The organism is Spongiibacter sp. IMCC21906 (assembly GCF_001010805.1).
In the GTDB taxonomy this organism is placed as follows: domain Bacteria; phylum Pseudomonadota; class Gammaproteobacteria; order Pseudomonadales; family Spongiibacteraceae; genus Spongiibacter.
Genome location: NZ_CP011477.1, coordinates 721,597 through 745,065, shown reverse-complemented (window position 1 = coordinate 745,065; position 23,469 = coordinate 721,597). Strand labels below are relative to the sequence as shown.

Sequence of the window (23,469 nt, the reverse complement as noted above, 5' to 3'; positions counted from 1 at the left end):
GTTCTGCAGCTCATTTTTATTCCCATGTTTTTTGTGCAGTTAAGGCACCTCTGATTAATTTAACGCCATCGCTTTTCAACTGACTCGACTCACCGAATAGGCAGCCCTTGAGGAAAATGCTCAAGCTAGCGGGTCAATTTTTTTGGCGCGATGTTGAGAGTTTGGTGAAACTTTAAGGGGCAATCGCAGCTCCGCCAACAGCCCCCCTGAAGAGCGATTTTTCAATTCAAGACTGCCAGCATGAAACTGGGCCACACTGTTAACAATGGCCAAACCCAGCCCTTGACCGCCAGTCGAATCACTTCGTGAAGGCTCACAGCGAAAAAAGGGGCGCAGAACATTTTTCAAATGTGCCTCTGGAATACCCGGACCATTATCCTGCACTGCGATAATCACGTTACCGTCTTTTTTTGTTAGCGAAATCTCTACTGAACCGGCATAGATCAGCGAATTTTCAAGCAGATTGTGAATAGCCCGCCGCAACTCGCTGGGCTGACATAGCAGCTGTATGCCGTCTTCAACATCATCTTTAACCGCCTTGCCCTCATCGCGAAAATCCTCCGCAACACTCTCAATAAGATAGCTTAAATTAGTTTTTTGAAGCGGCTCACGACTAGCGCCTCCCCGCACAAACGTGACAATTGAGGCGACCATTTTCTGAATGTCGGCCACCACCCGCTCCATCCCCTGACGCTCATGTTCATCGGCCAGCATTTCTGCGCGCAACTGCAACCTTGTAATGGCGGATTTGAGATCGTGAGAGATTGCCGCCACCATTTCAGTCTGACTTTGCATCAGTCGCTGCAAGCGACTCTGCATCACATTAAACGCCGCCGAGGTCACTCTCAGTTCCCGGGGCCCGGTTTCTGGCAGAGGTGGGACTTTGAGGTTGCTACCGATATCTTCAGCCGCCTTGCCCAAAAGATGAATCGGTTCGATCAGCCTCAGAATCAAGAACCAGGCAAGCAGCACCGCAGCAATCGTCACCACGATTAAATAAAGCAAAATAGCTTCGCCGTACAAGGAATTGGGCAACGGCAGCGTGGCGCGGAACGACGCCGTCTCGCCATCTGGAAATTGGATGTTTACCAACAGGTCCCGCGTATTTTCAGAACCAAGCCCAACCAACAAGGCCGGGCTGTCAAAACTCATCACACACACTTCAACACGATAATCTGGATGATGCGCAAAAGCGTTTTCAATTCTTGTCTTAACCTCCCCCGCAAAATCATTATCAAGACAATCGAATGTGTTCAACGGCACGATATCGGGCGAAGTGACAATGAACTGGGTTTGAGCAGCGTCTAAAATACCCTGCCTCACATTGGGGGCAAAACCAAACGCCAAATCCACAATACCGCTGATTCTTGCCGCCAAATCCGCGGCCTCGGTTAGCAGAATTGATCGCTCCCGATTACTCTCATAAATAAAAATACTTAAACCGTGGGATAGCACAAAGATCAAGGACAGCATAAGAAGGCTGCGGGCCTTGAGACTCTCGGGGAGAACGATCACAGAACTTCTACTGAGGGGGTAAACAAATAACCCGAGCCCCATGCGGTTTTGATAATCTCGGGGTGTTTGGCGTCTTCACACAATTTGCGTCTCAATCGACTGATGTGGGAGTCGATACTGCGATCAAAAGCCGTACTGTTTCGCCCCTTGGTCAGTGCCAGCAGCCGGTCCCTAGACATGGGAAGCCGGGGGTTTTGGACAAAGACCAGCAGCAGCTCATTTTCACTGGAAGACAGCGGGATCAAGGTCCCCTCCGGATCCAGTAACTCCATTCTTGTCGGCTTAAAGCGCCATCCGCTAAAGCAATAGTCGCCACTGGCTCGCTGATGTGATTGCTGGCCGACACGACGTAAAACGGCTTTAATTCTCGCAACCAGTTCCCGACGACCGAAGGGCTTTACCACATAGTCGTCAGCCCCCAGTTCTAAACCGACAACCCGATCAATTTCTTCATCTTTTGCGCTAAGCATGATTACCGGCGGCATTCCTGGGTCCGCCAGAAGCTGACGACACAGTACAAAACCATCCTGACCCGGCAACATCACATCAAGCAAAATCAGATCTGGCCGGGACTGGGATAGCCGGGCGTACATTTGCTCGCCCTGAGTCGCAGTGACAACAGAGAAGCCTTCGGCTATCAGCAAGCCTGACACTAATTGCAAAATATCTTCGTTGTCATCAACAAGCAAAATGCATGATTTATTGTCGTTGCTCACAGAACTCCCACCACTACAAAAAAGTAAATCCCGCCATAGTCTCTACAAATTTCAAACTAAATTCCAAGACTTCTCACGCAAATTCACGCGCGCAACACCTTCGCACACCATCACACACTTTTTTACAAATCTGACAATACATTTCACAAATGCAGTGCCAAAGTAAATTTATTGAGGAACTTGGCAGCGGATAGGCTTATGAAAAATATAAAATCGGCACTTAACTCCCCATTGCTCATTACATTTTTGACAACTTTTGCCATGACACAACACAGTCAGGCCCTTGAAATAATGAGCGGTGCCCAGTTACATTTAATTTGTGAAAAAGGTTTGCAACTTGAAAGCAGCGCTGAAAAGTCGGCTTGTGACGCTTACATTAATGGCTATGTGAGTGCCAGTCCTGCTGTTCGTATCACTGACAAGGCTGAGATGACATTCACTGAGCAAGCAATGGCTACCCGCGGGTCGAGCGTATCACCAGGAATAGCGGCGCTTAAAAATGCCAGGTATTGTCTTCCCAACAACACCGACTCCAGAGAGTTGGCGCAGCGTATTGTGCAGGAAGCTGGGGACGCCTACCGCGGCGCAGCCACGTCGCTGATGCAACAAGTTCTGAAAAGCCACTACCCCTGTTAACACCAGAATAACAGAGCACTTGTTTTACGCTCGACACCTTACCCCATCGCTGAGGGAGACCTATGCGCCACACACTGAGTGTTTTTGCACTACTGGCCACAATATGGCTGGCCAATTCCGGGCATTACAACCCGCTGCTTCTTGGGTTTGGCCTGCTATCAGTGGTGCTTGTGGTATGGATTTGTCATCGGATGGACGTTGTTGACCACGAATCCCAACCCATACATCTCACTCGCCGCATTCCCAGCTATTACGCCTGGCTGGCCTGGCAAATCCTGCTGAGCAATATTGATGTTGCCAAGCGGGTGTGGCGAGGCAACAGCGCTATCGAACCGACCGTGAAAATTTTGCCCGTGGCCCAAACCACGGATATCGGCCGGGTTATTTACGCTAATTCTATTAACCTGACCCCGGGTACGGTATCAATAGAGCTGGGCAACGACACCGTGCTGGTTCATGCGTTGGTGCCCGCTAATATCGACGAGCTGGAGCAAGGCGAAATGAGCCGCAGAATCTGTGAGTTGGAACAATGATTCTCGCTATTACCGCTATCACCCTACTTGTCGTGATGGCCATGGCCATTATTCGAGCCCTGGCTGGCCCCACGGTATTTGACCGAGTACTGGCCGCCAACCTGTTTGGCACCAAGACGGTGCTGCTAATAGCCGTACTTGGATTTTTGTTTGGACGACCAGAATTTCTCGACATTGCCCTAGTATATGCATTGATGAATTTTATCAGCGTTATCGCCCTACTGCGTTATTTCGAACACACCCGTAAACCTGACCAGGGTAGGCAATCCGAGTGAACGATCTTATCCAAATAATGAGCGCCTTATTGCTGCTGAGTGGCTGCTTTCTGATTTTTACCGGCGCCTTAGGCGTATTGCGTTTTCCCGATACCCTCAGCCGGATGCATGCCGCCGGGGTCACCGAAACCCTGGCCACTACGCTGCTGCTGGCGGGACTTATGCTGCTGGCAGGCTGGAGTTTGGTATTGCTCAAGCTGTTGATGATTCTGCTGTTCATTCTGTTCACCAGCCCTACAGCCAGTTACGCCCTGGCCAAAGCCACCTGGCGCAATCAACAAGAGGATGGCAAGTGAAACAGCCAAGGAGGGTAGCGTCATAGAACTGTTTATCAACATTAGTCTGTTAAGCCTGCTGCTGGCCACCGCGCTTGGTATTGTACTGAGTCGCGACTTGCTGGCGGTGGTGATGCTATCTGGCATTTACGGTTTTCTATCGGCCAGTTTCTTTGTATTAATGGATGCGGTGGATGTCGCTTTTACCGAAGCTGCGGTGGGCTCAGGGATATCACCATTGCTAATGCTGCTGACCCTGGCCCTGGTTGGCCGCTACGAATCCGGCCCCCGTTCCCGGACTCTGCCAGCACTGACATTGGTGAGCATTACCGGTGCCCTGCTTATTATCGGCACTCTTGATATGCCAGCCTTCGGCGATGCAACTGCGCCAGCCCATCAGCATGTGGGGCCCCGCTACATTAACGACTCGGGCGCCGAGATTGGCATTCCCAACATGGTGACCTCGGTGCTGGCCAGCTACCGGGGCTTTGACACCTTTGGCGAAGTAGTGGTGATTTTTACCGCAGGGATCGGTGTGTTATCGCTGTTAGCCCTGCGCCCAGTACCGGCCACGCCCAAGGCAAAAGGCGCCCACGACCACAAAATACTGCGGGTGGTCAGTAAGATTCTGATTCCGCCCATCCTGATTTTTGCTCTCTATGTGCAATTCCATGGCGACTACGGCCCAGGGGGCGGCTTTCAGGCCGGGGTGATTTTCGCCGCAGCAATCATTCTCTACACCATGTTCTTTGGCGTGGATATGGCCCGTCGGGTAATGGGGTCTACTCTGCTTAGGGTGCTGGCCGCATGCGGCGTGCTGCTATACGGCTCGGTAGGGGTGGTGTCGATGCTTAATGGCGGCAACTTCCTCGACTATTCAGTGCTGGCCCAGTCGGCCACAGCGGGCCAACACATTGGCATTATCGCGATTGAACTCGGCGTCGGCATTACGGTGGCGGCGGTCATGATACTGATCTTTTACTGCTTCGTTAGCCAGCTCGCACCTGCGCAGGAGGATGGGCAATGAGCCTGATCTTTTCTCACTATAACTATTGGGTGGTGATCGCCCTGATGATGATCGGTTTCTTTGTGGTCATCGCCCAGCGCAATTTGGTCAAAAAACTGGTCGGCCTGAATATTTTCCAGACCTCGGTGTTCATCCTTTATATCAGCGCCGGTAAAGTGGCGGGGGGCACCGCGCCCATTCTCAACGAGTCATTCAATCTCTACTCAAACCCGCTACCCCACGTACTTATTCTGACCGCCATCGTGGTGGGGATCGCCACCACCGCCTTAGGCCTGGCGCTGATTATTCGCATCAATAAAGCCTACGGCAGTATAGAAGAACCAAACATTCAGCAACAGGATCAAACGTGTTAAGCCACCTCGCCATTCTTCAGGTTATTTTGCCCTTATTGGGCGCCCCTGCCTGTCTGATACTGGGCCGGGCAAAACTAGCTTGGGTTTTTGCCCTGCTGGTCAGCGCCCTGGCGCTGGTTATTTCTGCCTTGCTACTGAATCAGGTCTACAGCCTTGGCACCCTAAGCTATGAACTGGGCGGCTGGGCAGCGCCCTGGGGGATCGAGTACCGCATCGACCTCCTCAACGGCTGGCTGCTATTTATTGTCAGCCTCAGTAGCACCGCGAGCCTGATTGCCGCCCACACCAGCATCAGCCGCGAAATTGCTGACGACAAACAGCTGTATTTTTACGTGGCTTGGCTGCTGTGCCTTGCCGGTTTGTTGGGAATTCTGGCCACTGGCGACGCCTTCAATATATTCGTGTTTCTGGAGATTTCCTCCCTCTCCACGTACACCCTGATCTCGCTGGGGCAAAAACGCCAAGCGCTGTGGGCCGCCTTTCGCTACCTGATTATGGGCACCATCGGCGCGACCTTTATCCTGATCGGCATCGGCTTCATGTATATGATGACCGGCACTCTTAACCTGGCGGACCTGGCAGAGCGCCTGCCCGACGCCAGCAGTTCCCATACGGTGTTTGCTGCCTACGCCTTTATCGTGGTGGGCATCGGCCTGAAGCTGGCGCTGTTCCCGCTGCACTTCTGGCTGCCCAATGCCTATACCTACGCCCCCTCAATAGTCACCGCCTTTCTGGCCGCCAGCTCGACCAAGGTTGCCATTTACCTGCTGATTCGCTTTAGCTATACCGTTTTTGGTGGCGACCTGCGCAGCGCGGGTTTACCTCTGCCAGATATTTTAATTGGGCTGGGGATTATCGCGGTATTCTCCGCCTCAACAGCGGCCATCTATCAGGCGGATATCAAACGCGCCATCGCCTACTCCAGTATTGGCCAGATCGGCTATATGGTTGTGGGCCTTGGCATCGGTGGCCTGCTGGGCCTGCAAGCCACCCTGCTGCACCTGTTCAACCACGCATTGATGAAATCGGCCCTGTTTTTATCGCTGGCGGCCATGGCCCTGCGGTTGGGTAGCACCCAGCTTGCCGATCTCCACGGGCTGGGCAAGCGCATGCCGATAACCGCCTTCAGTTTTGTAGTCGGTGGACTGAGTCTGATCGGTGTCCCCCTGACCGTGGGTTTTATCAGCAAATGGTATCTGGTGACTGCAGCTATCGCCGACGGCCGCTGGCCGCTGGCCCTGCTGGTGGTACTGGGCTCGCTGCTGGCCATCGCCTATATCTGGCGGGTGGTAGAAGCCATGTACTTCAAGGCCGCGCCCACTGGCAGCGCCACTGGCGAAGCACCGCTGCTGGTGCTGCTGCCCCTGTGGCTGATGATTACCGCCAACCTGTATTTCGGCATTGATACCCGACTGCCACTGGCGATTACCGCCGACGCCGCCCGCAGTCTGCTGGAGGCCGTGCAATGATGAGTCCCGGCATCCTGATCAATCTGGCTATTGCCCTCCCCCTCTTGGCAGCAATGGGCATTGCCATTAGCGGCCGCTTCCCCAACCTGCGGGAAGCCTGTTCCATTCTTATCGGCGTCTTGCTGATACTGGTCAACATCGCCATCTACCGTCAGTGGCAGGCCGGGGTTAACCTCGACGTCCATTGGCTCGATGTGCTGCCCGGACTGGGCCTGAGCTTCAAGGTAGAGGCGCTGGGAATGATTTTCGCCCTGGTTGCCAGCAGTCTATGGCCGGTCACCATTGTCTACGCCATCGGCTATATGCGAGGTCACGGCGAAGTTAATCAGACCCGCTTCTATGCCTGTTTTGCGGTGGCCATCGCCGCTGTAATGGCCATTGCCTTTGCCGCTAACCTCTTCACCTTGTTTGTGTTCTACGAAGTGCTGTCGCTGTGCACCTACCCGCTGGTGACCCATGCCGGCACCGACAAGGCCCGCCGGGGCGGCCGGGTCTATCTGGGCATTCTAATGGGCACCTCCATTGCCTTCCTACTGCCGGCCATGGTGATTACCTGGGTCGTCAGCGGCACCCTGGACTTCCACCTCGGCGGCATTTTGCCAGACAAGCTGTCCGGCCCGATGCTGTCGCTGCTACTGGCCCTGTTCGTGTTTGGCGTCGCCAAGGCGGCGATGATGCCCTTTCACCGCTGGTTGCCAGCGGCCATGGTTGCCCCCACCCCGGTGAGCGCGTTGTTGCATGCCGTGGCGGTGGTAAAGGCCGGGGTCTTCAGCCTGGTAAAAATCCTGGTGTTTATTGTTGGCATTGAACGCCTGCAGAGCATCGCCATCGCCGACTACCTGTTATATCTGGCAGGAGCGGGAATTCTGCTGGCCTCACTGGTGGCCATGCGTCAGGACAACCTCAAGGCCCGACTGGCCTATTCCACCGTCAGCCAACTGGGCTATATCAGCCTCGGGGTGTTACTGGCCACCCAAAGTGGGGTGGTGGGCAGCGCCATGCACATCGCCATGCATGCAGTGGGCAAAATCACGCTGTTCTTCTGTGCCGGCGCCATTCTGGTAGCGGCCCACAAGAGCGAAATCAGTCAGATGCGGGGACTTGGCCGCCAGATGCCATTCACAATGGCGGCCTTTTTTATCGGCTCCCTCAGTATTATTGGCCTGCCGCCCACCGGCGGCACCTGGAGTAAGTGGCTGTTGCTGACCGCCACCCTGGATGCCAGCGAACTGGCGCTGATGGGCGTACTGCTGATCAGCTCTCTGCTCAATATTGCCTACCTGCTCCCCATTCCGTTGCGGGGCTTTTTCCCCGCCCGAGGCGGCGAGCCTTGGCAGATCAAAGAGGCGCCACTGCCGTCTCTGATTGCCATGGGCGTGACCAGCCTCGCCTGTATCGCACTATTCATCTGCCCAGATTTTCTTTTCAACCTGGCCAGCAGTATTTTCCCTGAGAGCCCAACACCATGAGCCATTCCCAGGACTTTTTCGACAGACCGGAAACCATCAAATGGATTCTGCGCAGCCTTTACCTTATCTGCGGCCTGCTGGTGGCGCTGGACTTTATTATCCATCGTCACACTAAGCACCCCTGGGAGGGGCTGTACGGATTTTATCCCCTGTATGGCTTTGTCGGCTGCGTGGTGTTAGTGCTTGTGGCCAGACTGATGCGCCGGGGGCTAATGCGCCCCGAAGATTACTACCAGGAAACCAGCGAGGAGGACGGCCGTGCCAATCACTGAATTACCGCCTTTTCTGCTGCTCTACCTCGGCGGCGTGCTAGCCGTCTTCAGTCGCGGGCCACTGCGGACCGTTCTGTTGCTGGCCACCATTGCACTGAGTGCGGCCAACCTGTGGCTGCTACCTACCGATTTCACCATCCAGTCATCGCTACTGGGGATGGACTTGGAGCCAGTGCGCCTGGATCGACTCAACATACTGTTTGGCTATCTGTTCCACATCGCCGCGCTGATCGGGGTGATCTACTCCCTCCACCTAAAAGACACCCTGCAGCAGTCGGCCGCCATGCTCTACGCAGGCAGCGCCCTGGGCGCCGTATTCGCCGGGGACCTGCTGACCCTGTTCGTATTCTGGGAAATGCTGGCCCTCACCTCGGCGTTTCTGGTCTGGGCCCGGCGCAGTGAGCAGGCCTACTCAGCTGCCATGCGCTATCTGCTGATACAGGTCATTTCGGGACTGTTACTGCTAGCGGGGATCATTCTTCACTACCGGGCAACTGGCTCACTGGCCTTTAACTATATTGGCCTGGAAGGGACTGCCGCTTGGCTGATGTTCATCGCCTTCGGTATCAAATGCGCCTTCCCAACCATGCACACCTGGCTAACCGACGCCTACCCCGAATCCACCCCCAGCGGTACGGTTTTTCTCAGTGCCTTCACTACCAAGGTAGCGATCTACGCGATGGCCCGGGGCTTTCCCGGCACCGAGCTGCTGATTTATATCGGCGCCACCATGGCCTGCTTCCCCATCTTTTACGCGGTGATCGAAAACGACTTGCGCCGCGTGCTGGCCTACAGCCTGATCAACCAGCTGGGCTTTATGATTGTCGGGATTGGCATTGGCACCGAACTCGCCATCAATGGCGCCGTGGCCCACGCCTTTAATGACGTTATTTTCAAAGGCCTGCTGTTTATGTCCATGGGCGCGGTGCTCTACCGTACCGGTCGGATCAACGGCTCGGAGCTGGGCGGGCTCTATAAATCCATGCCCAAGACCACCATCCTGTGCATCGTCGGCGCGGCCTCGATCTCGGCTTTCCCACTGTTCAGCGGCTTTGTCAGCAAATCAATGATCATGTCGGCAGCCCTGGAAGAGCACTACAACATCATCTGGTTGCTACTGCTGTTTGCTTCAGCGGGGGTGTTCCACCACGCCGGTATCAAGATTCCCTACTTTGCGTTTTTTGCCCACGACTCAGGTATCCGCTGCAAGGAAGCCCCCACCAATATGCTGGTGGCAATGAGCATTGCCGCGGCCTTGTGTATTGGTATTGGCTGTTTCCCCGAGCTGCTGTACCGCAATCTGCCCTTTGCCACCACCTATAGCGCCTATGACGTGACCCATGTGCTGACCCAGACCCAACTGCTGTTTTTCTCGGCGCTGGCCTTTGTGTGGCTCAATCTGAAAGGCATGTACCCCCCGGAGCTGCCCTCCACCAACCTCGATAGCGACTGGTTCTACCGCCGCCCGCTGCCACGACTGATGAACACCCTGAGTCGAATACTGTGGACAACGGATGCTCGACTGCGGGGCGGGGCAATGTCGGCGCTGACAGCTTTTGAACAACGGCTGAGCAAGCTGCATCAAAACAATGGTCTGCTGTCCCGGACCATATCCACCAGCAGCATGGTGGCCTGGATGTGCGCACTGCTGGCCGTATTTTTATTGCTGCGGCATATTTAAATAAGCCTTTTGGCACAAACCGCCTGCCTTAATCTATCCGCTAACACTGCCTGCGAAAAGCAGGCAGCATCTATGCCTCGACAGAGGCCGAACCGCCAAGCAGCAAACCTTTGGCAAGGTGCTTAACTCTCGATAGAGTTCGTCAGTAGCGCAATCCCAGTCACACATTTGTCGACAGCCCCTGCCAAGCTCACTGCTGGCAAGGCACCTCAACTTATTCCGCCCTTCTCTTCCCCCTCACCCCTATACTTCTCCCACCTAACAAGCGGCCTTTGCAGATAAGCCGCAGTTTTTCAAACCGCTAAAAAAACAATCTAGTGAGCATCGCTCACCAAATACAAAAACACATAAATACCGATAAATTACTGTTTTTAAAGAGATTTAATTAGTAACAAAGCAAATCAAACTATTAGGCCCGATGCAATAAAGCCCACAGCCTATTGACATGCTGAGCAATACTCAGCTAATCTGAAATTTCCATAGAGAAACAAGCGTAGCGCCTCGGCAAGCTGCTCGCACAACGCCGCGCTACCAGCAACAGCAGCCCCAAATGGTGCGCCTGCTGCATTACAAACAAGAGCAACCGATTTATGAGCAAGCACAGCGCCGATGCGCTTCTAATTCTGGAAAATATCGCAAACCACCCCGACGCCTATCTCGCCGAGTGGAAAGCCAAACACCAAAAGCCCATTATTGGCATTTTCCCAATGAATTTCCCCGTGGAAATCATTGCCGCCACGGGCGCCCTACCTGTCATTATCCAAGATAGCCGAGAGCCCATCTCAGAAGGCAACACCATTCTTGCCGAGTTCTATTGTGGCTACACCCGCAGCATTGCGGATCAAGCCATGAAGGGCCAGCTGGATATTTTTGACGCCTTTATGAATGCCGATCACTGCATTCAGTTATTGGGGTCAGTGGACGTGGTTCGAGAAATGCTGTCTGACAAGCCGGTTTATTTTGAACACCTGATAGCGGCCATGGACGATTCCTGGACCAAGGTTCAGGTGCAGGAAAAAATCGACGCATTTATAGCCGAAGCCGAACGTGTCACAGGCCAAGCCATTAGCAATGAAGCTCTGGCGCGCTGCATCAAGTCCAACAACAGAAACCGGCAGCTGCTAAGACAGGTTTTTGAGGCACGCCGCAACGGCGACGCTCAATTCACCCCCGCAGAACTGCAAACCATGATTGTCTCCAGCATGATTATGGACAAAGACGAACATACCGCCCTGCTAGAAACCATTTTGGCTGATGCCGCCAGCAAACCCCGAGATAATCGCATTCGCCTGCATCTGTCTGGCCATTTCTGCCACGCGCCCCGAGTGGAACTGTTTGATTTACTCGAAGACTGCGGCGCGGTTATTGTCGATGACGACCTGTACACCGGCGCCCGCTACATCTCTACCGATATCAACGAATCACAAGACCCCAGAATCGCAATGGCAGACTGGTACTTTGCCAGAAACGAAAATATTCCCTGCCCGACCCGCGTGCAAAAATCCGTGAACTGGGACAGTTACCTGCTCAACGTTTTGAACAACAACGGCGCCGAGGGCGTTATTGTGCTAATGGCCAAGTTCTGCGAAGCCCATATGTTTTATTACCCGGAGTTACGCAAGGCCCTAAACAGCCAAAACATTCCCCACCTACTCATCGAAACCGAACACGAAGGCATGCCGGTGGAAACCATTCGCACCCGGGTCGAAGCGATGATCGAACGAATTCGTCGTAAATCACCCAGCCGCCAAACTACTCAGGAGTCAGCGTAATGAGCAAGCCAACACAAAGCAGTGTAAACCGCTTAAAAAGCAACGATGCTGGACGCCATATGATCAGCGATTACTGGGATCGTATTTTTTCTGCCAATGAGCGCGACGCCCAACTGGTGTGGTACAACGGCGCGGCCTTAAACCCCATTTTTCAGGCAGCGGGGCTTGAATGGGCCCACGGCGAAGCCTTTGCCGCCCGCCTTTCTGCACAAAAACTGGAAAAATCTGCTCAACTAGCGGCCCAGGAATACGGCTATGTGGGCGAACTATGCTCTTACGCCCGCACCCATTTAGGAACAGCACTGCTAGCCAAACAGGCCAGAGAGAAGTCCAAGCAAGGAATAGTTGATGAGGCCGACCGCGATGATCTCGCCAGCCGCCTCCCGATGCCCAACTTTATTGTTAATTGCTATGCCGGTTGCAGCACCGGCCAGCAATGGGATGACATTACCCACCGGGTACTGGGTAAAGACACGCCCATTTTTAATGTGTCGCTGCCCTATCTCTGGGGCAACGGCGACGACGCTGGCTATCTAAAAGGCAAAGAGTGGGAAGAGGCCTCTGATTATGTGGCCGACCAACTTTACAAACTGATTGATTTTATCGAAGGACAAACTGGCCGACCTTTTGACTGGGACGCTCTGCGCGAAGGCATGACCTACATTAAACAAGCCTCGGAAATCCGCCGGGAAGCCATGGCCATGTGTGCCAACAAGCCCGCACCCGCGACCTTTTGGGACTGGATTGCCAGCGTTGCCCATATTAACTTTTTGCCTGCAGGCCCTGAGTTGGTGGAGTACTTCAGCAATATCCGCGACGAAGTGGCTGCCCGTGTCGCGAATAACGAGAGCGCGATTAAAGATGAAAAATATCGGCTCTACTTTGACGGCATTATGAACTGGAACAAACTGGGCACCCTTGCCAGAGTGTTTGCCGAACGCAAGGTCGCCATTGTTGCCGGGCGCTACACCCACAACGCCTTTTGGCAAGAGCCCCAGCTAATAGATACCGATGACCCAATCCGCGGCATGGCTCAACATTATTTGCTGTGCCCGACTAACCACGGCTTTCAGACCATTAAAGAATTCACTAAAAACGACTGCGAGTTTTACGGCCTGGACGGCATTGTCTTCCACTCCACCCGTACCTGTCGCGCCTTTACCGGTCCCCAGCAAATGCTGGCCCGCGCCATGCAAAAAGAAATGGGCATACCATCTATCTTCTTTGAAGGCGATGTGGCCGATGAATCTTTTTACAAAGGCGAACTGCTGGAAAGCCGCTTAGAAGCCATGTTAGAAACCATTGACGTGCGCCGGTCTCGAGACTTTATTGCTTCGGCCTAAGCCGTCTAACCACACTCCGGGACCCGCGCCAGAACAAAAGGAATCTACTATGAGCACCGCGTATTTTATGGGTGTCGACCTTGGCTCCACCACCGCTAAAGCGGTGATACTGGACGACAACGCCAAAGTCCTGAGCGCTCGCATTGTACAGATGGGCGCGGTCAGTCGACGGGGTATGGAGCAGGCCGTGGAGAGCGCCCTTGACAGCGCGGGCATTAGCCAGCAAGACCTTAGCTATATTATTGGCACAGGGTATGGTCGGCGGCTGGTGCCCGGTGTCGGCCGCACTTTTACGGAAATCACCTGCCACGCCCGAGGCGTGGCTGCGCTATTTCCCGATGCAAAACTGGTTATCGATATTGGCGGCCAAGACAGCAAAGTCATCGCCCTGGATGAACAAGGCCTGGTAGATAACTTTGCCATGAATGATCGCTGCGCCAGCGGCACGGGCCGCTTTTATGAAGTACTGGCCCGGGCATTGGAATGTGATATTAGTGACGTTGGTGCATTAGCCATGCAAGGCGGCAAGGATTTGGAAGTGAGCACCATGTGCGCCACCTTTGCAGAGACCGAGATTATATCGCTACTGGCAGAAGGGGCAGATCCCGCCGATGTGGCAGCCTCGGTACATCGCGCCATTGCCCATCGAGCCTTGGGCCTGGTTGCACAAGTCGGAAAACGGGATTCCATTATCATGACGGGGGGCGTAGCCAAAAACCCTGCAGCGGTGCATTTTTTGGAAACCGCATTAAAACAGCCCATGCAGGTTCCCCATGATCCTCAAATTATGGGTGCCTACGGCGCAGCCTTGCTAGCGTTGGAGTTATCCACGGGTCGCCAAGTCACTGAATATGATCCCGCAAAAATAGACGCGCTGGAAAGCAAAGTAGAAGCTGCGTTTAAGCCTCAAAATCGCAGCGTACCCGACTGTATTAAGTGCGATTTATAGCACCCAAGTCGCCGCCGCGAGCACTACACCAAGGCTAATCTCGCAGCTTAGCAACCGCGGCGTCTATATCTCTAACCCCTTTTTCAATCGCCTCTAAGGAACGATTGAAAGTCTCGACATTTATCGTTGGCTCTACCGCCAAACCCTTAAAAACAATATCGGCGATCAGCCTGGCTGACTCATCCAAGGAAAAATCACCGTCGGCCAAAAGATAAGACCACACCTCGTGCTCAATGGTGCCAAAGATCATATTGCGGACCATAGTCGGAGGCACATCATTGCGAAAGACCCCTTGGTCAATCGCTTCTTGAACAACAAGCGTGGTGTTTGAGGTAAAACGCTTATTAAGCGAGTAGATTCGGGAGGCTCGGAAGCCCGGCTCACGCCGGATTACGATAAGTACAAATTTGGACAAAGCGGGCTCGGAATGAATAACCCAAAGGCTATACCGCACGACCTGACGAAGACGGTCATAAATACTGTCGTTCTTATTCAGTACTGGCGATCCTGCCAGCAGCTCCTCAACCCAGAATTCTGCCACCCTCACCAGCAAGTCCTGCTTGCTGGCAAAATAGCGATAGATTGTCGCTTCTGACACGCCACAATCCTGAGCCACTTCAACGGGCGAAAAATTTTCATGTCCTACCTGCCGAAGATGCTGCTTCGCCTTCAGCAAAATACTGGCAACCCGCTCATCCTTGGACATCCGGGTATTACTACTTAACTTCTTTTCCGCCACTTGGTGCTCCTTACTACGCAAGCGCAAATATTATCACAAGCAGCAGGAAACGCGCCGATGCCATTTAGTCACATTTACGATTTACGACTTCACCGCTGCTTTTTTATCGATATCCTGCAGTGTTAAATCACCCTTGGTGACGGCATCACGCAAAGCAAACTTCTGCACTTTTCCAGTTGGTGTCAACGGGAACTCTTCGACAACAGCCCATTTTATAGGTGATTTATGGGGTGACAAATGCGCCCGACAATAGGCGAACAGCTCATCAAAGCCAGGCACTGCCAACCCTTTTTCAGGAATAATCACCGCCGCAATCACCTCGCCCCAATACGGATCGGGAATACCGATAACGCTGGCCTGATTCACTGCGGGGTGATTAAACAGCACTTCTTCAATTTCACGGGGATATATATTCATACCACCGCGAATAATCATATCTTTCAAACGACCGGTAATTTTAATATAGCCCCGCTCGTCCATAATTCCGGCATCGCCAGTACAAAGCCAGCCGTCTTCACGAATGGTTTTTTGGGTGGCTTCCTCGGCATTAAAGTAACCATGCATATTCTGATAGCCCCGAACATAAATTTCGCCGGGTTCACCAATAGGCTGTATCTCTCCCGTTTCAGGATCGCTGATGCAAACCTCGGCATGGGGAAGAGGCAAACCTAATGTGCTGCTTTGATCTTCTGCCGTATCCTCAACCCGAGTTTGACTCACAACGCCATTCACTTCGGTTTGGCCAAATAAGATAACCAGATTACAGTCAAAAGCCTCTTTCGTGCGGTATACCAACTCTTTCGGTACATCGGCAGCGCCAGTAAGCAGCGTCGTTACCGAAGAAAGATTGCGCTTGGAAAATGACGGACTCTCCATCATCGCCAAAATCATGGTCGGCACCAGCAATGAGATATTGCCTTTCTCGGTCTCAAATAAATCCAGTATTAACTCTGGCTCAAAGCCCGGCACAATAACGTAGGTGCCCTGCTGAGACAGCGTTCCCAAGGAGGTCACCACCGTACCGGCAATATGAAACATAGGCATGGCATTCACACAAACCCCACCGGGAGGAAACCCCGCCCGCTTTGCCACAAAGCGCGAGGTATTAACCGCGCCAAGATGATGCAAGCAAGCCCCTTTGGGGACACCGGTAGTACCTGAGGTAAACTGAATTTGTAAAATAGATTCAGGGCGGATTTCAGGCAGCGCCACAGACCCATCGGCCTTGCCTGCAAAGCCTTCCAGCTCTTCCATAGAAAAACACAAGCAGGGATGCTTCTCACCCACCTTTTTCAATAAATCACCAAGGTTTCGGCCCCGGTATTCCGGCTGATAGAAAACACCCTTGGCACCACAGCGACTTAAAATCGTTTCTACTTCCTGCTCACCATAGGCAGGATTAACAGAAACCAAAACAATCCCCGCCAAACTCATGGCATGCTGTAACAAAATCCATTCCGCACTGTTAGCAGAGATGATGGCAACCCGGTCACCCACGTCAAACTCTGTAAGCAGCGACCGGGCAAGCGCTTCAGCGGTTGCCAACAGTTCTCGATATGTCCAGCGACGTCGCTGATGTATATCAGCGACACCATCGACCAAGGCGACACGATCCGGGCATTCAGCTGCGGCTTTTCGCAGCAAATCTCCCATCGTTAATTCCCATAAATCCTCAGATTTATCCGCTTGCCAATAGGATTGCGTTAACGGAAACGTCTGCGCCATGTCGATCACCTTTTAAGCTTGAACTGTTATTGTTTATTAAAATTGATACCGAACTTCTACACCAATCACCCGACCTTCGTTAAAGGAGGTAAAACTGGGAGTGGGTAGCGGACCATCGCCATCACCACCAAAGCTTTCAATATCCGGCAGCAATGAATCGTTGGTGCTGTTCACTTCGTCTAACAAGTTTCTCGCAAAAATTGCATAGCGGAACTTGCTGTCATCAGGGAGGATAGAAATATTGAGATCCAACATATCTACCGGGTTGTAATACCCCAAATTATTTTCTAAGTGATAGGCTTTATCTCGGTGGCTATAAGACAAGCGTGAAGACACCATACCGAAATTTTTCACCGGCGTATCGACTATTACATGTGCGCCATAAGTCAGTTTGGACGCTCGTGGCAAATGCAAGTTTTTATCTTTTGAGTTTATCTCGCCATCACCATCAATATCAAAACGTAGCGACTTGTATTGATCGTCTAGATAACCCACGAAACCACCAACGATGATGTAGTCTGTAATAGCCACCTGCCCATCTAACTCAATACCTTGAATCTCAACTTCGCCGACATTTTGAATAAGCTGCGCAATACCCGCGCCTTCGATAGGCACCTGAACTTCACGCTGAATATCTTTGATCGTATTGTGAAAAATCGCTGCATTCAATTGGCCCCGGCCACCCAAGAACTTGGACTTAAGGCCAAGCTCAAATGAATCCTGCTCTTCCGAGTCAAAAGGTCCAGGAGGTGCACCAGGTACAGTAGAACGGAAGTTATAACCGCCACTACGGAAACCCCGGGAAAACGCACCGTACAGATTGATATCATCATTTACAAAGTACTGAAAACCAATGCGGGGCGAAAGGTCATGCCATGATTCATCGTCGTTAAAGTCTGGTATAAAGTCCCGACTCGCGTAACTTCCCCCATCCGTTCTAATTGTACCGATATCGACGTCTTTTTCTTCTTCGGTGTAGCGCAGACCAAAGTTCAAGGTCAACTTATCATTTACATGCCAATCTACCGAATTAAAAATCCCCAGCACATCGGTATCACCTTCGCCGCCACCGCCGCGAATCACATCCCCGCCAGCCAGTATCCGCTCTTCGATATACAGCAGTGACTGGGTAAAGTAATAAAGACCACTGGTCACATCAAAGTCACCAAAGCTACCGGTAAAACGAAACTCATTACTGAACTGCTCTTGTTCGGTAATTTGATAAAAATGGAAAGATGTCATAGGCGTGCTATCAATATCGCCCAAGGCATCATTAGTCAGCTCACGCCAAGCGAGGATATTGGTAAAGGTACCAAAGCCCACGTTCCAGTTAAGCTCGGTGGTAAGACCGTCCACTTCCAGCTCACTAAAACCTGATTCATTCATCGCAAAGTCAAAGCTATCACGATCAAACAGTGCGCGGTTTTGACCAATAGAACCATCACTGGCGGCAGTGGTATGTTCATATCGAATCAACAACTCTGCATCGTCATTGATATCCCAAGCTAATGCCGGACGCACGGTTAACTGGTGTGCGGCACCGTGATCAGAGCCATCAAAGTCGTTGGTATACCAGCCATCGTCATCGGTATAATACATGGCCAGCTTGCCCTTCCAGCCACTCTCTCCAAGTGGGCCAGACACTGTGAAATCAGACGTAGTCTGCAAACCCGTCTCTGCAGTAAAACGCGCATCAAAGCTAAACTCATCCGTCGGCCGCTTGGTTCTTACCAAAACAGCGCCACCCGTCACATTACGACCAAACAGCACCCCTTGCGGACCCCGCAGCACTTCTACCGCTTCTAAATCAAAGTTATCCAGCAAGACACCGGCGTTAGTCCCTAAATAAACACCATCTATAAACACACCGACAGTGGGATCAATAGATGGGCTACCGCTATTCACACCCAAACCACGAATCGCAAAGTTTTGAAAACCGACTGTGGCACCATTGGTATCTAATGCCACATTGGGAATGGTAAATCCCAGAGAACTAATATTCTTGAAATTAAGCGCTTCAAGCTGACTCTCACCAAAGGCCTTAAGGGTTAATGGAACGTCTTGTACATCTTCCACCCCTTTCTTACGAGCCGTAACGACAACCTCTTCCATCATGGCACTGGCCGCACCGCCAGCAGCGTAAGTGCTGCTAGCGCCCAACCCCAGAAGAATGACACTAGGCAGTGCCAAAATGTACCGCAATGAAAACTTTGAAGTGCCGAGCACCAACGTTGAACTATTCTTCATTTTTATCACCGTTATTTTTAACTTATGGTTGTAAAAATTCCGTTTAATTTACAAACCGTCCCTCGACCCTTTCTCTTTAAAGAGAAAGCCAGAATGATTACCCAGCTGAAATACCACCATTGACGCTTATCGTTTGGCCGGTAACCCGTTTTGCTCCCGGACCCGACAAAAACACAATCATCGCCGCCAAATCTTCAGGATCTGCCACACCCAAACTTGCCAGCTTAGCTGCATTTTCAAAAAGTTTGGCACTAAAAGGATCATCCATCACCCGGTCATACACCGGAGTGCCGTCAATAAGCGAAGGTGTCAGTGTATTGACCCGAATACCGTCACGCTTAGCCTCTACCGCCAGCGTCCGACTGAACAGCGTGATCGCAGACATCGCCGCACCAATAATGGTCTCACCTGGGGTAGGCACTTTGGCAGCGTCCGATGCAATATTTGTGATCACACCAAATTTCTGCTCGCGCATATAAGGCAGTACAGCTCGACTCATCAGCAACGGAGCCAATGCCTGCTGATTAAGTATGCCTGGAATCTCATTGATATCTGTTTTGAATAACAATTTGGGAACATAGGATGCCGCGGTGGTATTAACCAAAATATCCAAACCGGCCAAATCTTGATGCGCCTGCTCAGCAACACGCTCAGCCTCGCTGGGAACATTGGCATCTGCCGAGATAAACACGACCGTAATATCCGCATTCTGCTTGCGAAGCACCTCAACAGCAGCGTTACCACGCTCACTATTTCGACCAACCAAAGCAATGCGAGTCGCTCCTGCCTCCACAAACTGCACGGCAGTCGCCAAGCCGACGCCGGATGTTCCACCCACGATGACCACCGCGCACTCATTAATTTCTTTCTGAAAAACCTGCTTCGCCATTGGCTTCTTTCTCCGCTTTTATTTCACCAGCGCTAACACTTACGGCTGTAATTTTGGACCACGATAGCTGAGGGCTACTCACCATGTCAACAAAAACAATGTGTAAAAACCATAAAATGTGAGTCTGACTCAGCTTCATATTGAGGACACATCGTGAATCTATTTTCGCTGCTTCAGCTAAAAATTCTTTTATTACAAAGAGTTATGAAGTCAATAATTATTGTTATTTAATACGAAAAATTTATTCCACTGAATCACAAGCCAAGAAAAGCCTAACTCAGCTATCGCCTTGATTACCTGCAGCCCAGTGCGGCTCACTCTCCAAAATACGGATTAAACTCAGCATTGGCGGGCTTGGAAGCCACTTAGAATGGTAGGCAATCGCCAGTGGAATAGGCTCGATTGTATCGATATCAAGAATAGTAAAACTTTGCTGAAACGCCTCGTTGTTGCGGTAATTAGCGCCGACGGTGCCAATGGTATCGGTGGCCGCCACAATTTTGCAGGCAGACGGAAAGTGGCCAATGATATGCAAGCGCTGCTCTGGGGGCACCTCTGGCGCACCAAATAGCTGTCGGGTTAACTCCGGGGTGGCGACACTTTTATCGGCCAGCGCCATGGGGTAACGATTGAGGTCTTTGGCTTGGGGCCGCGCTTTTTTTTCTAAGGGATGCCCCTTTCGAACAAAAAAGCAGATGGCAAAGTCCGCCAGCGGATGCACGGTAAATTGGGACTGCTGAAGAATCGACGGAGCGGGCCCCACCAGCAAATCGATATCGCGATTTTTAAGATACTGCACGCTTTGATCTATCCAACCCGCAGTTTGCTCTAGCCGCAGCTCAGGAAATTGTAAAATTAATTGGGGCATAGCCATATTCAGCAACGACACCAGTGACGGCGGACACACCCCAACCCGAATACGCGACCCACTCAACTGACGCCCTGCTTTGGTGTCTGCAGATAATTGGTCAATGTCCGCGACGATTCTTGCAGCGCGATCAATAAAGGTTCGCCCCTCGCTGGTAGTGAACACGCCTTTGGCGTGACGCTCAAACAACGCAAAGCCTACTTCTGCTTCTATTTCTGCAACCGACTTGGTGAGTGCCGACTGGGTGATATGCACCGCTTTTGCCGCCCCGGTGAAGGAACCAAAACGATCAACCGCGACGATATGCTTCAACTTTGCCGGGTTCATAGCTATTCCTAAAATGAATAATGCTGAAATAATATCATTAGACGGAATGCCGTGCATTTGTCAGTCTAGCGATAGTCTACAAGACCTGATCCTCACAGCCTCACTATTTTTGGCCTTAAGGACAGCAAACACAACGACTTAACCTAGGGGAAGCTCGATGCTAGCACGCTCACTTTACAACGAAGATCATCAGCTCTTTAGAGAGAGCGTTAAAAAAATGTATGACAAAGAACTGGTCCCCTTTGTCGAACAGTGGGAAACCGAAGGCCTTGTCAGCCGAGAATTTTGGCGTGCCTGTGGCGACAACGGCATGCTGCTTCCCGATATTCCAGAGCAATACGGCGGCATGGGACTGGACTTTAAATTTAACGCCATCATTCTTGAAGAAACCGCGCTGGCTGGCACCACCGGCCCCGCCTTTGGTGTGCACAACGATATCGTTGCCCACTATATCCATAACTATGGTAGCGAAAAAGTGAAACACGAATGGCTGCCCAAAATGGCCACCGGCGAAGCCATTGGTGCCATTTGCATGAGTGAGCCCAGCACCGGCAGCGATCTGAAAGAAGTCAGAACCAAAGCCACCCCCGTTGACGGCGGTTTTATCCTGAATGGCTCCAAGACGTTTATTACCAACGGCATTAACGCTGATGTTGCCGTCATTGCCGCTCGGGTGGGTGACGACAGTGGCGCCAAATCTATCTCACTGTTTGTTACTGGCTGTGATGTCGACGGCTTCACCAAAGGTCGCAAGCTGGACAAAGTAGGCAATCGCTCCTCTGACACCGCCGAGCTGTTTTTTGAAGATATGTTCGTCCCTACCGAAAACATGCTCGGTAAACAGGGCGAAGGCTTTATTTACATGATGCAGGAACTGCCCCAAGAGCGTCTTTCCATTGCTATCTCCTGCCAGGCGGCGGCACAACACGCTTACGACATTGCCGTTGACTACGTCAAGGAACGTCGGGCTTTTGGCAAAGCGGTATTCGACTTTCAAAACACCAAGTTTGTATTAGCCAATCTGAAGGCCCAACTGCAAGTGGGCTGGGCCCACCTGGACGCCTGTATTGAAGCGCTGGTAGAAAAGAAATTAAGCACCAATGAAGCCGCGGCCGCCAAGCTCTGGCATAGCGAACTGCGCTGCAAGGTGGTGGACGACTGTCTGCAAATGTTTGGTGGCTACGGCTATATCGAAGAATATGAAATTGCTCGGTTGTGGAGAGACGCTCGCGTAATGCGGATCTATGGCGGCACATCCGAAATCATGAAAGACCTGATCAGCCGGTCTATTTAAAGAACAAGGAGCTTATACGATGTCTCTCCCCAAATTTATGACCCAAAATCTGCGCCTGCCAGCGATGGCCGCGCCCATGTTTATCGCCTCTACCCCTGAGTTGGTGGTTGAACAATGTAAAGCTGGCATGATCGGCTCCATCCCCGCGCTTAATGCCCGCCCCCAAAGCCAGCTGGATGAATGGATTACTTATATTAAGGAAGAGCTGGCCAAGTACGACGCAGAAAATCCAGATAAACCCGCTGCGCCCTTTGCCATTAACCAGATATCCCACCCCAGCAACGATCGCTTGATGGGCGACTTGGATATTATTGCCAAACACAAAGTGCCCATCGTGATTGTCAGCCTGTATGTGGCGCCGAAAATCTGCGAGGTAGTACACAGCTATGGCGGCGTCGTGTTTAACGACATTATCTCTAACCGCCAAGCCAAAAAATCGGTTGAAGGCGGCGTAGATGGCCTGATCGCCGTGGCGGCAGGCGCGGGCGGCCACACTGGCACTATCTCACCTTTTGCGCTGGTATCAGAAATTCGCGAATGGTGGGACGGCCCACTGGCACTGTCCGGCTGCATCGCCACCGGCCAAAACGTGTTGGCCGCCCTGGCCACCGGTGCCGACTTGGCCTATATCGGCTCACCCTTTATTGCCACCGACGAAGCCAATGCAGTTCCAGAATACAAAGACATGGTTGTTGCCAGCACGGCCAAAGACATTATTACCTCTGACGCCTTTAGTGGAGTACCGGCTAATTTCTTAGTGGGGTCAATTACCCGTGCCGGACTCGACCCTAACAAGCTGAAGCGCGAAGAAGATAAGGCTATTGATATTAGCGAAAGCAGCCAAAGCTTTAACACCTGGAAGGATATCTGGGGCTGTGGCCAAGGCATCAATGCGGTGAAGAAAATTCGGCCAACCGCCGAGCTGGTTGCCGAACTCATTGAGCAATATCAAGCCGCGAAAAAAGCCTTTATTGCCAAGCTGTAATCACCTTTTACCACACGCACCACCGGCCCAAACCTCATTTCTGGGTGGTGCGTTTTTTCTCCCCACACTATCGATCTGACCCAGCCAATCACGCCGCCATTTATAGTGAC

General features: G+C 52.1%; 22 protein-coding genes. 15 read left to right on the top strand and 7 right to left on the bottom strand.

The window, feature by feature from the left end; translation table 11 throughout:
• Positions 1 to 120: 120 nt before the first annotated feature.
• Positions 121 to 1,515 carry an ATP-binding protein gene (locus tag IMCC21906_RS03400; RefSeq protein WP_197085941.1) on the bottom strand — a complete coding sequence of 465 codons (1,395 nt, stop codon included), beginning with the start codon at positions 1,513 to 1,515 and terminating at the stop codon, positions 121 to 123.
• Positions 1,512 to 2,231 carry a response regulator gene (locus tag IMCC21906_RS03395; protein WP_047010995.1) on the bottom strand — a complete coding sequence of 240 codons (720 nt, stop codon included), beginning with the start codon at positions 2,229 to 2,231 and terminating at the stop codon, positions 1,512 to 1,514. Before IMCC21906_RS03395 ends, IMCC21906_RS03400 begins: the two co-directional genes overlap by 4 nt.
• A gap of 198 nt (positions 2,232 to 2,429) precedes the next feature.
• On the opposite strand from IMCC21906_RS03395, the gene IMCC21906_RS03390 reads away from it, so the two are divergent.
• From IMCC21906_RS03390 to IMCC21906_RS03330, 13 genes are all read left to right on the top strand, one after another.
• Positions 2,430 to 2,867 (top strand): Rap1a/Tai family immunity protein, encoded by a 438-nt coding sequence (locus IMCC21906_RS03390; protein ID WP_047010994.1) that lies wholly within the window; start codon positions 2,430 to 2,432, stop codon positions 2,865 to 2,867.
• A gap of 62 nt (positions 2,868 to 2,929) precedes the next feature.
• The gene (locus tag IMCC21906_RS03385; RefSeq protein WP_047010993.1) at positions 2,930 to 3,400 is read left to right on the top strand and encodes a Na+/H+ antiporter subunit E; all 471 of its coding nucleotides are present in this window, start codon (positions 2,930 to 2,932) and stop codon (positions 3,398 to 3,400) included.
• Positions 3,397 to 3,675 carry a monovalent cation/H+ antiporter complex subunit F gene (locus IMCC21906_RS03380; RefSeq protein ID WP_047010992.1) on the top strand — a complete coding sequence of 93 codons (279 nt, stop codon included), beginning with the start codon at positions 3,397 to 3,399 and terminating at the stop codon, positions 3,673 to 3,675. Before IMCC21906_RS03385 ends, IMCC21906_RS03380 begins: the two co-directional genes overlap by 4 nt.
• Positions 3,672 to 3,971: a monovalent cation/H(+) antiporter subunit G gene (gene mnhG / locus IMCC21906_RS03375; protein ID WP_047010991.1), complete on the top strand. Its 300-nt coding sequence runs from the start codon at positions 3,672 to 3,674 to the stop codon at positions 3,969 to 3,971. The genes IMCC21906_RS03380 and mnhG overlap by 4 nt, the downstream gene beginning before the upstream one ends.
• Positions 3,961 to 4,977 (top strand): DUF4040 domain-containing protein, encoded by a 1,017-nt coding sequence (locus tag IMCC21906_RS03370; protein ID WP_082117334.1) that lies wholly within the window; start codon positions 3,961 to 3,963, stop codon positions 4,975 to 4,977. Before mnhG ends, IMCC21906_RS03370 begins: the two co-directional genes overlap by 11 nt.
• Positions 4,974 to 5,330, top strand: coding sequence for a cation:proton antiporter subunit C (locus IMCC21906_RS03365; protein WP_047010990.1), 357 nt, complete (start codon positions 4,974 to 4,976; stop codon positions 5,328 to 5,330). Before IMCC21906_RS03370 ends, IMCC21906_RS03365 begins: the two co-directional genes overlap by 4 nt.
• The gene (locus tag IMCC21906_RS03360) at positions 5,324 to 6,799 is read left to right on the top strand and encodes a monovalent cation/H+ antiporter subunit D family protein (protein ID WP_047010989.1); all 1,476 of its coding nucleotides are present in this window, start codon (positions 5,324 to 5,326) and stop codon (positions 6,797 to 6,799) included. The genes IMCC21906_RS03365 and IMCC21906_RS03360 overlap by 7 nt, the downstream gene beginning before the upstream one ends.
• A complete protein-coding gene (locus tag IMCC21906_RS03355; RefSeq protein WP_231580311.1) occupies positions 6,799 to 8,268 on the top strand; it encodes a proton-conducting transporter membrane subunit in 1,470 nt (489 codons plus the stop codon). The genes IMCC21906_RS03360 and IMCC21906_RS03355 overlap by 1 nt, the downstream gene beginning before the upstream one ends.
• Positions 8,265 to 8,540: a hypothetical protein gene (locus IMCC21906_RS03350; RefSeq protein WP_047010987.1), complete on the top strand. Its 276-nt coding sequence runs from the start codon at positions 8,265 to 8,267 to the stop codon at positions 8,538 to 8,540. The genes IMCC21906_RS03355 and IMCC21906_RS03350 overlap by 4 nt, the downstream gene beginning before the upstream one ends.
• The gene (locus IMCC21906_RS03345) at positions 8,527 to 10,221 is read left to right on the top strand and encodes a Na(+)/H(+) antiporter subunit D (protein WP_047010986.1); all 1,695 of its coding nucleotides are present in this window, start codon (positions 8,527 to 8,529) and stop codon (positions 10,219 to 10,221) included. The genes IMCC21906_RS03350 and IMCC21906_RS03345 overlap by 14 nt, the downstream gene beginning before the upstream one ends.
• 590 nt (positions 10,222 to 10,811) lie before the next feature.
• Positions 10,812 to 11,993: a 2-hydroxyacyl-CoA dehydratase subunit D gene (locus tag IMCC21906_RS03340; protein WP_047010985.1), complete on the top strand. Its 1,182-nt coding sequence runs from the start codon at positions 10,812 to 10,814 to the stop codon at positions 11,991 to 11,993.
• Positions 11,993 to 13,336, top strand: coding sequence for a 2-hydroxyacyl-CoA dehydratase subunit D (locus IMCC21906_RS03335; protein ID WP_047010984.1), 1,344 nt, complete (start codon positions 11,993 to 11,995; stop codon positions 13,334 to 13,336). The genes IMCC21906_RS03340 and IMCC21906_RS03335 overlap by 1 nt, the downstream gene beginning before the upstream one ends.
• A 49-nt stretch (positions 13,337 to 13,385) precedes the next feature.
• Positions 13,386 to 14,285, top strand: a complete 900-nt coding sequence (locus IMCC21906_RS03330) for an acyl-CoA dehydratase activase (RefSeq protein WP_047010983.1) — start codon at positions 13,386 to 13,388, stop codon at positions 14,283 to 14,285.
• 34 nt (positions 14,286 to 14,319) lie between these two features.
• On the opposite strand, the gene IMCC21906_RS03325 is transcribed toward IMCC21906_RS03330, so the two are convergent.
• The 5 genes from IMCC21906_RS03325 to IMCC21906_RS03305 form a co-directional block, all read right to left on the bottom strand.
• A complete protein-coding gene (locus tag IMCC21906_RS03325; RefSeq protein ID WP_052763343.1) occupies positions 14,320 to 15,024 on the bottom strand; it encodes a TetR/AcrR family transcriptional regulator in 705 nt (234 codons plus the stop codon).
• Positions 15,025 to 15,105: 81 nt separating this feature from the next.
• Entirely contained in the window at positions 15,106 to 16,749 is a 1,644-nt protein-coding gene (locus tag IMCC21906_RS03320; RefSeq protein ID WP_047010982.1) for a class I adenylate-forming enzyme family protein, read from the bottom strand.
• Between the two features lie 36 nt (positions 16,750 to 16,785).
• Positions 16,786 to 18,996, bottom strand: coding sequence for a TonB-dependent receptor (locus IMCC21906_RS03315; RefSeq protein ID WP_047010981.1), 2,211 nt, complete (start codon positions 18,994 to 18,996; stop codon positions 16,786 to 16,788).
• 97 nt (positions 18,997 to 19,093) lie between these two features.
• On the bottom strand, positions 19,094 to 19,885 hold the full coding sequence (locus tag IMCC21906_RS03310; RefSeq protein ID WP_047010980.1) for an SDR family NAD(P)-dependent oxidoreductase: 792 nt from the start codon (positions 19,883 to 19,885) through the stop codon (positions 19,094 to 19,096).
• A gap of 277 nt (positions 19,886 to 20,162) precedes the next feature.
• The gene (locus IMCC21906_RS03305; RefSeq protein ID WP_047010979.1) at positions 20,163 to 21,080 is read right to left on the bottom strand and encodes a LysR family transcriptional regulator; all 918 of its coding nucleotides are present in this window, start codon (positions 21,078 to 21,080) and stop codon (positions 20,163 to 20,165) included.
• Between the two features lie 157 nt (positions 21,081 to 21,237).
• On the opposite strand from IMCC21906_RS03305, the gene IMCC21906_RS03300 reads away from it, so the two are divergent.
• Together IMCC21906_RS03300 and IMCC21906_RS03295 are read left to right on the top strand one after the other, a co-directional pair.
• Entirely contained in the window at positions 21,238 to 22,374 is a 1,137-nt protein-coding gene (locus tag IMCC21906_RS03300; RefSeq protein WP_047010978.1) for an acyl-CoA dehydrogenase family protein, read from the top strand.
• Between the two features lie 19 nt (positions 22,375 to 22,393).
• Positions 22,394 to 23,359, top strand: a complete 966-nt coding sequence (locus IMCC21906_RS03295) for a nitronate monooxygenase family protein (protein ID WP_047010977.1) — start codon at positions 22,394 to 22,396, stop codon at positions 23,357 to 23,359.
• The last annotated feature ends 110 nt before the right edge of the window (positions 23,360 to 23,469 follow it).

What these genes read in the sequence shown, in the direction of transcription:
- IMCC21906_RS03320 (WP_047010982.1), bottom strand. Translation starts at nt 16,749, where the DNA reads ATGGCGCAGACGTTTCCGTTAACGCAATCCTATTGGCAAGCGGATAAA.
- IMCC21906_RS03300 (WP_047010978.1), top strand. Translation starts at nt 21,238, where the DNA reads ATGCTAGCACGCTCACTTTACAACGAAGATCATCAGCTCTTTAGAGAG.
- IMCC21906_RS03330 (WP_047010983.1), top strand. Translation starts at nt 13,386, where the DNA reads ATGAGCACCGCGTATTTTATGGGTGTCGACCTTGGCTCCACCACCGCT.
- IMCC21906_RS03305 (WP_047010979.1), bottom strand. Translation starts at nt 21,080, where the DNA reads ATGAACCCGGCAAAGTTGAAGCATATCGTCGCGGTTGATCGTTTTGGT.
- IMCC21906_RS03370 (WP_082117334.1), top strand. Translation starts at nt 3,961, where the DNA reads ATGGCAAGTGAAACAGCCAAGGAGGGTAGCGTCATAGAACTGTTTATC.
- IMCC21906_RS03295 (WP_047010977.1), top strand. Translation starts at nt 22,394, where the DNA reads ATGTCTCTCCCCAAATTTATGACCCAAAATCTGCGCCTGCCAGCGATG.
- IMCC21906_RS03340 (WP_047010985.1), top strand. Translation starts at nt 10,812, where the DNA reads ATGAGCAAGCACAGCGCCGATGCGCTTCTAATTCTGGAAAATATCGCA.
- IMCC21906_RS03380 (WP_047010992.1), top strand. Translation starts at nt 3,397, where the DNA reads ATGATTCTCGCTATTACCGCTATCACCCTACTTGTCGTGATGGCCATG.
- IMCC21906_RS03390 (WP_047010994.1), top strand. Translation starts at nt 2,430, where the DNA reads ATGAAAAATATAAAATCGGCACTTAACTCCCCATTGCTCATTACATTT.
- IMCC21906_RS03310 (WP_047010980.1), bottom strand. Translation starts at nt 19,885, where the DNA reads ATGGCGAAGCAGGTTTTTCAGAAAGAAATTAATGAGTGCGCGGTGGTC.
- IMCC21906_RS03315 (WP_047010981.1), bottom strand. Translation starts at nt 18,996, where the DNA reads ATGAAGAATAGTTCAACGTTGGTGCTCGGCACTTCAAAGTTTTCATTG.
- IMCC21906_RS03350 (WP_047010987.1), top strand. Translation starts at nt 8,265, where the DNA reads ATGAGCCATTCCCAGGACTTTTTCGACAGACCGGAAACCATCAAATGG.
- IMCC21906_RS03335 (WP_047010984.1), top strand. Translation starts at nt 11,993, where the DNA reads ATGAGCAAGCCAACACAAAGCAGTGTAAACCGCTTAAAAAGCAACGAT.
- IMCC21906_RS03365 (WP_047010990.1), top strand. Translation starts at nt 4,974, where the DNA reads ATGAGCCTGATCTTTTCTCACTATAACTATTGGGTGGTGATCGCCCTG.
- IMCC21906_RS03385 (WP_047010993.1), top strand. Translation starts at nt 2,930, where the DNA reads ATGCGCCACACACTGAGTGTTTTTGCACTACTGGCCACAATATGGCTG.
- IMCC21906_RS03355 (WP_231580311.1), top strand. Translation starts at nt 6,799, where the DNA reads ATGAGTCCCGGCATCCTGATCAATCTGGCTATTGCCCTCCCCCTCTTG.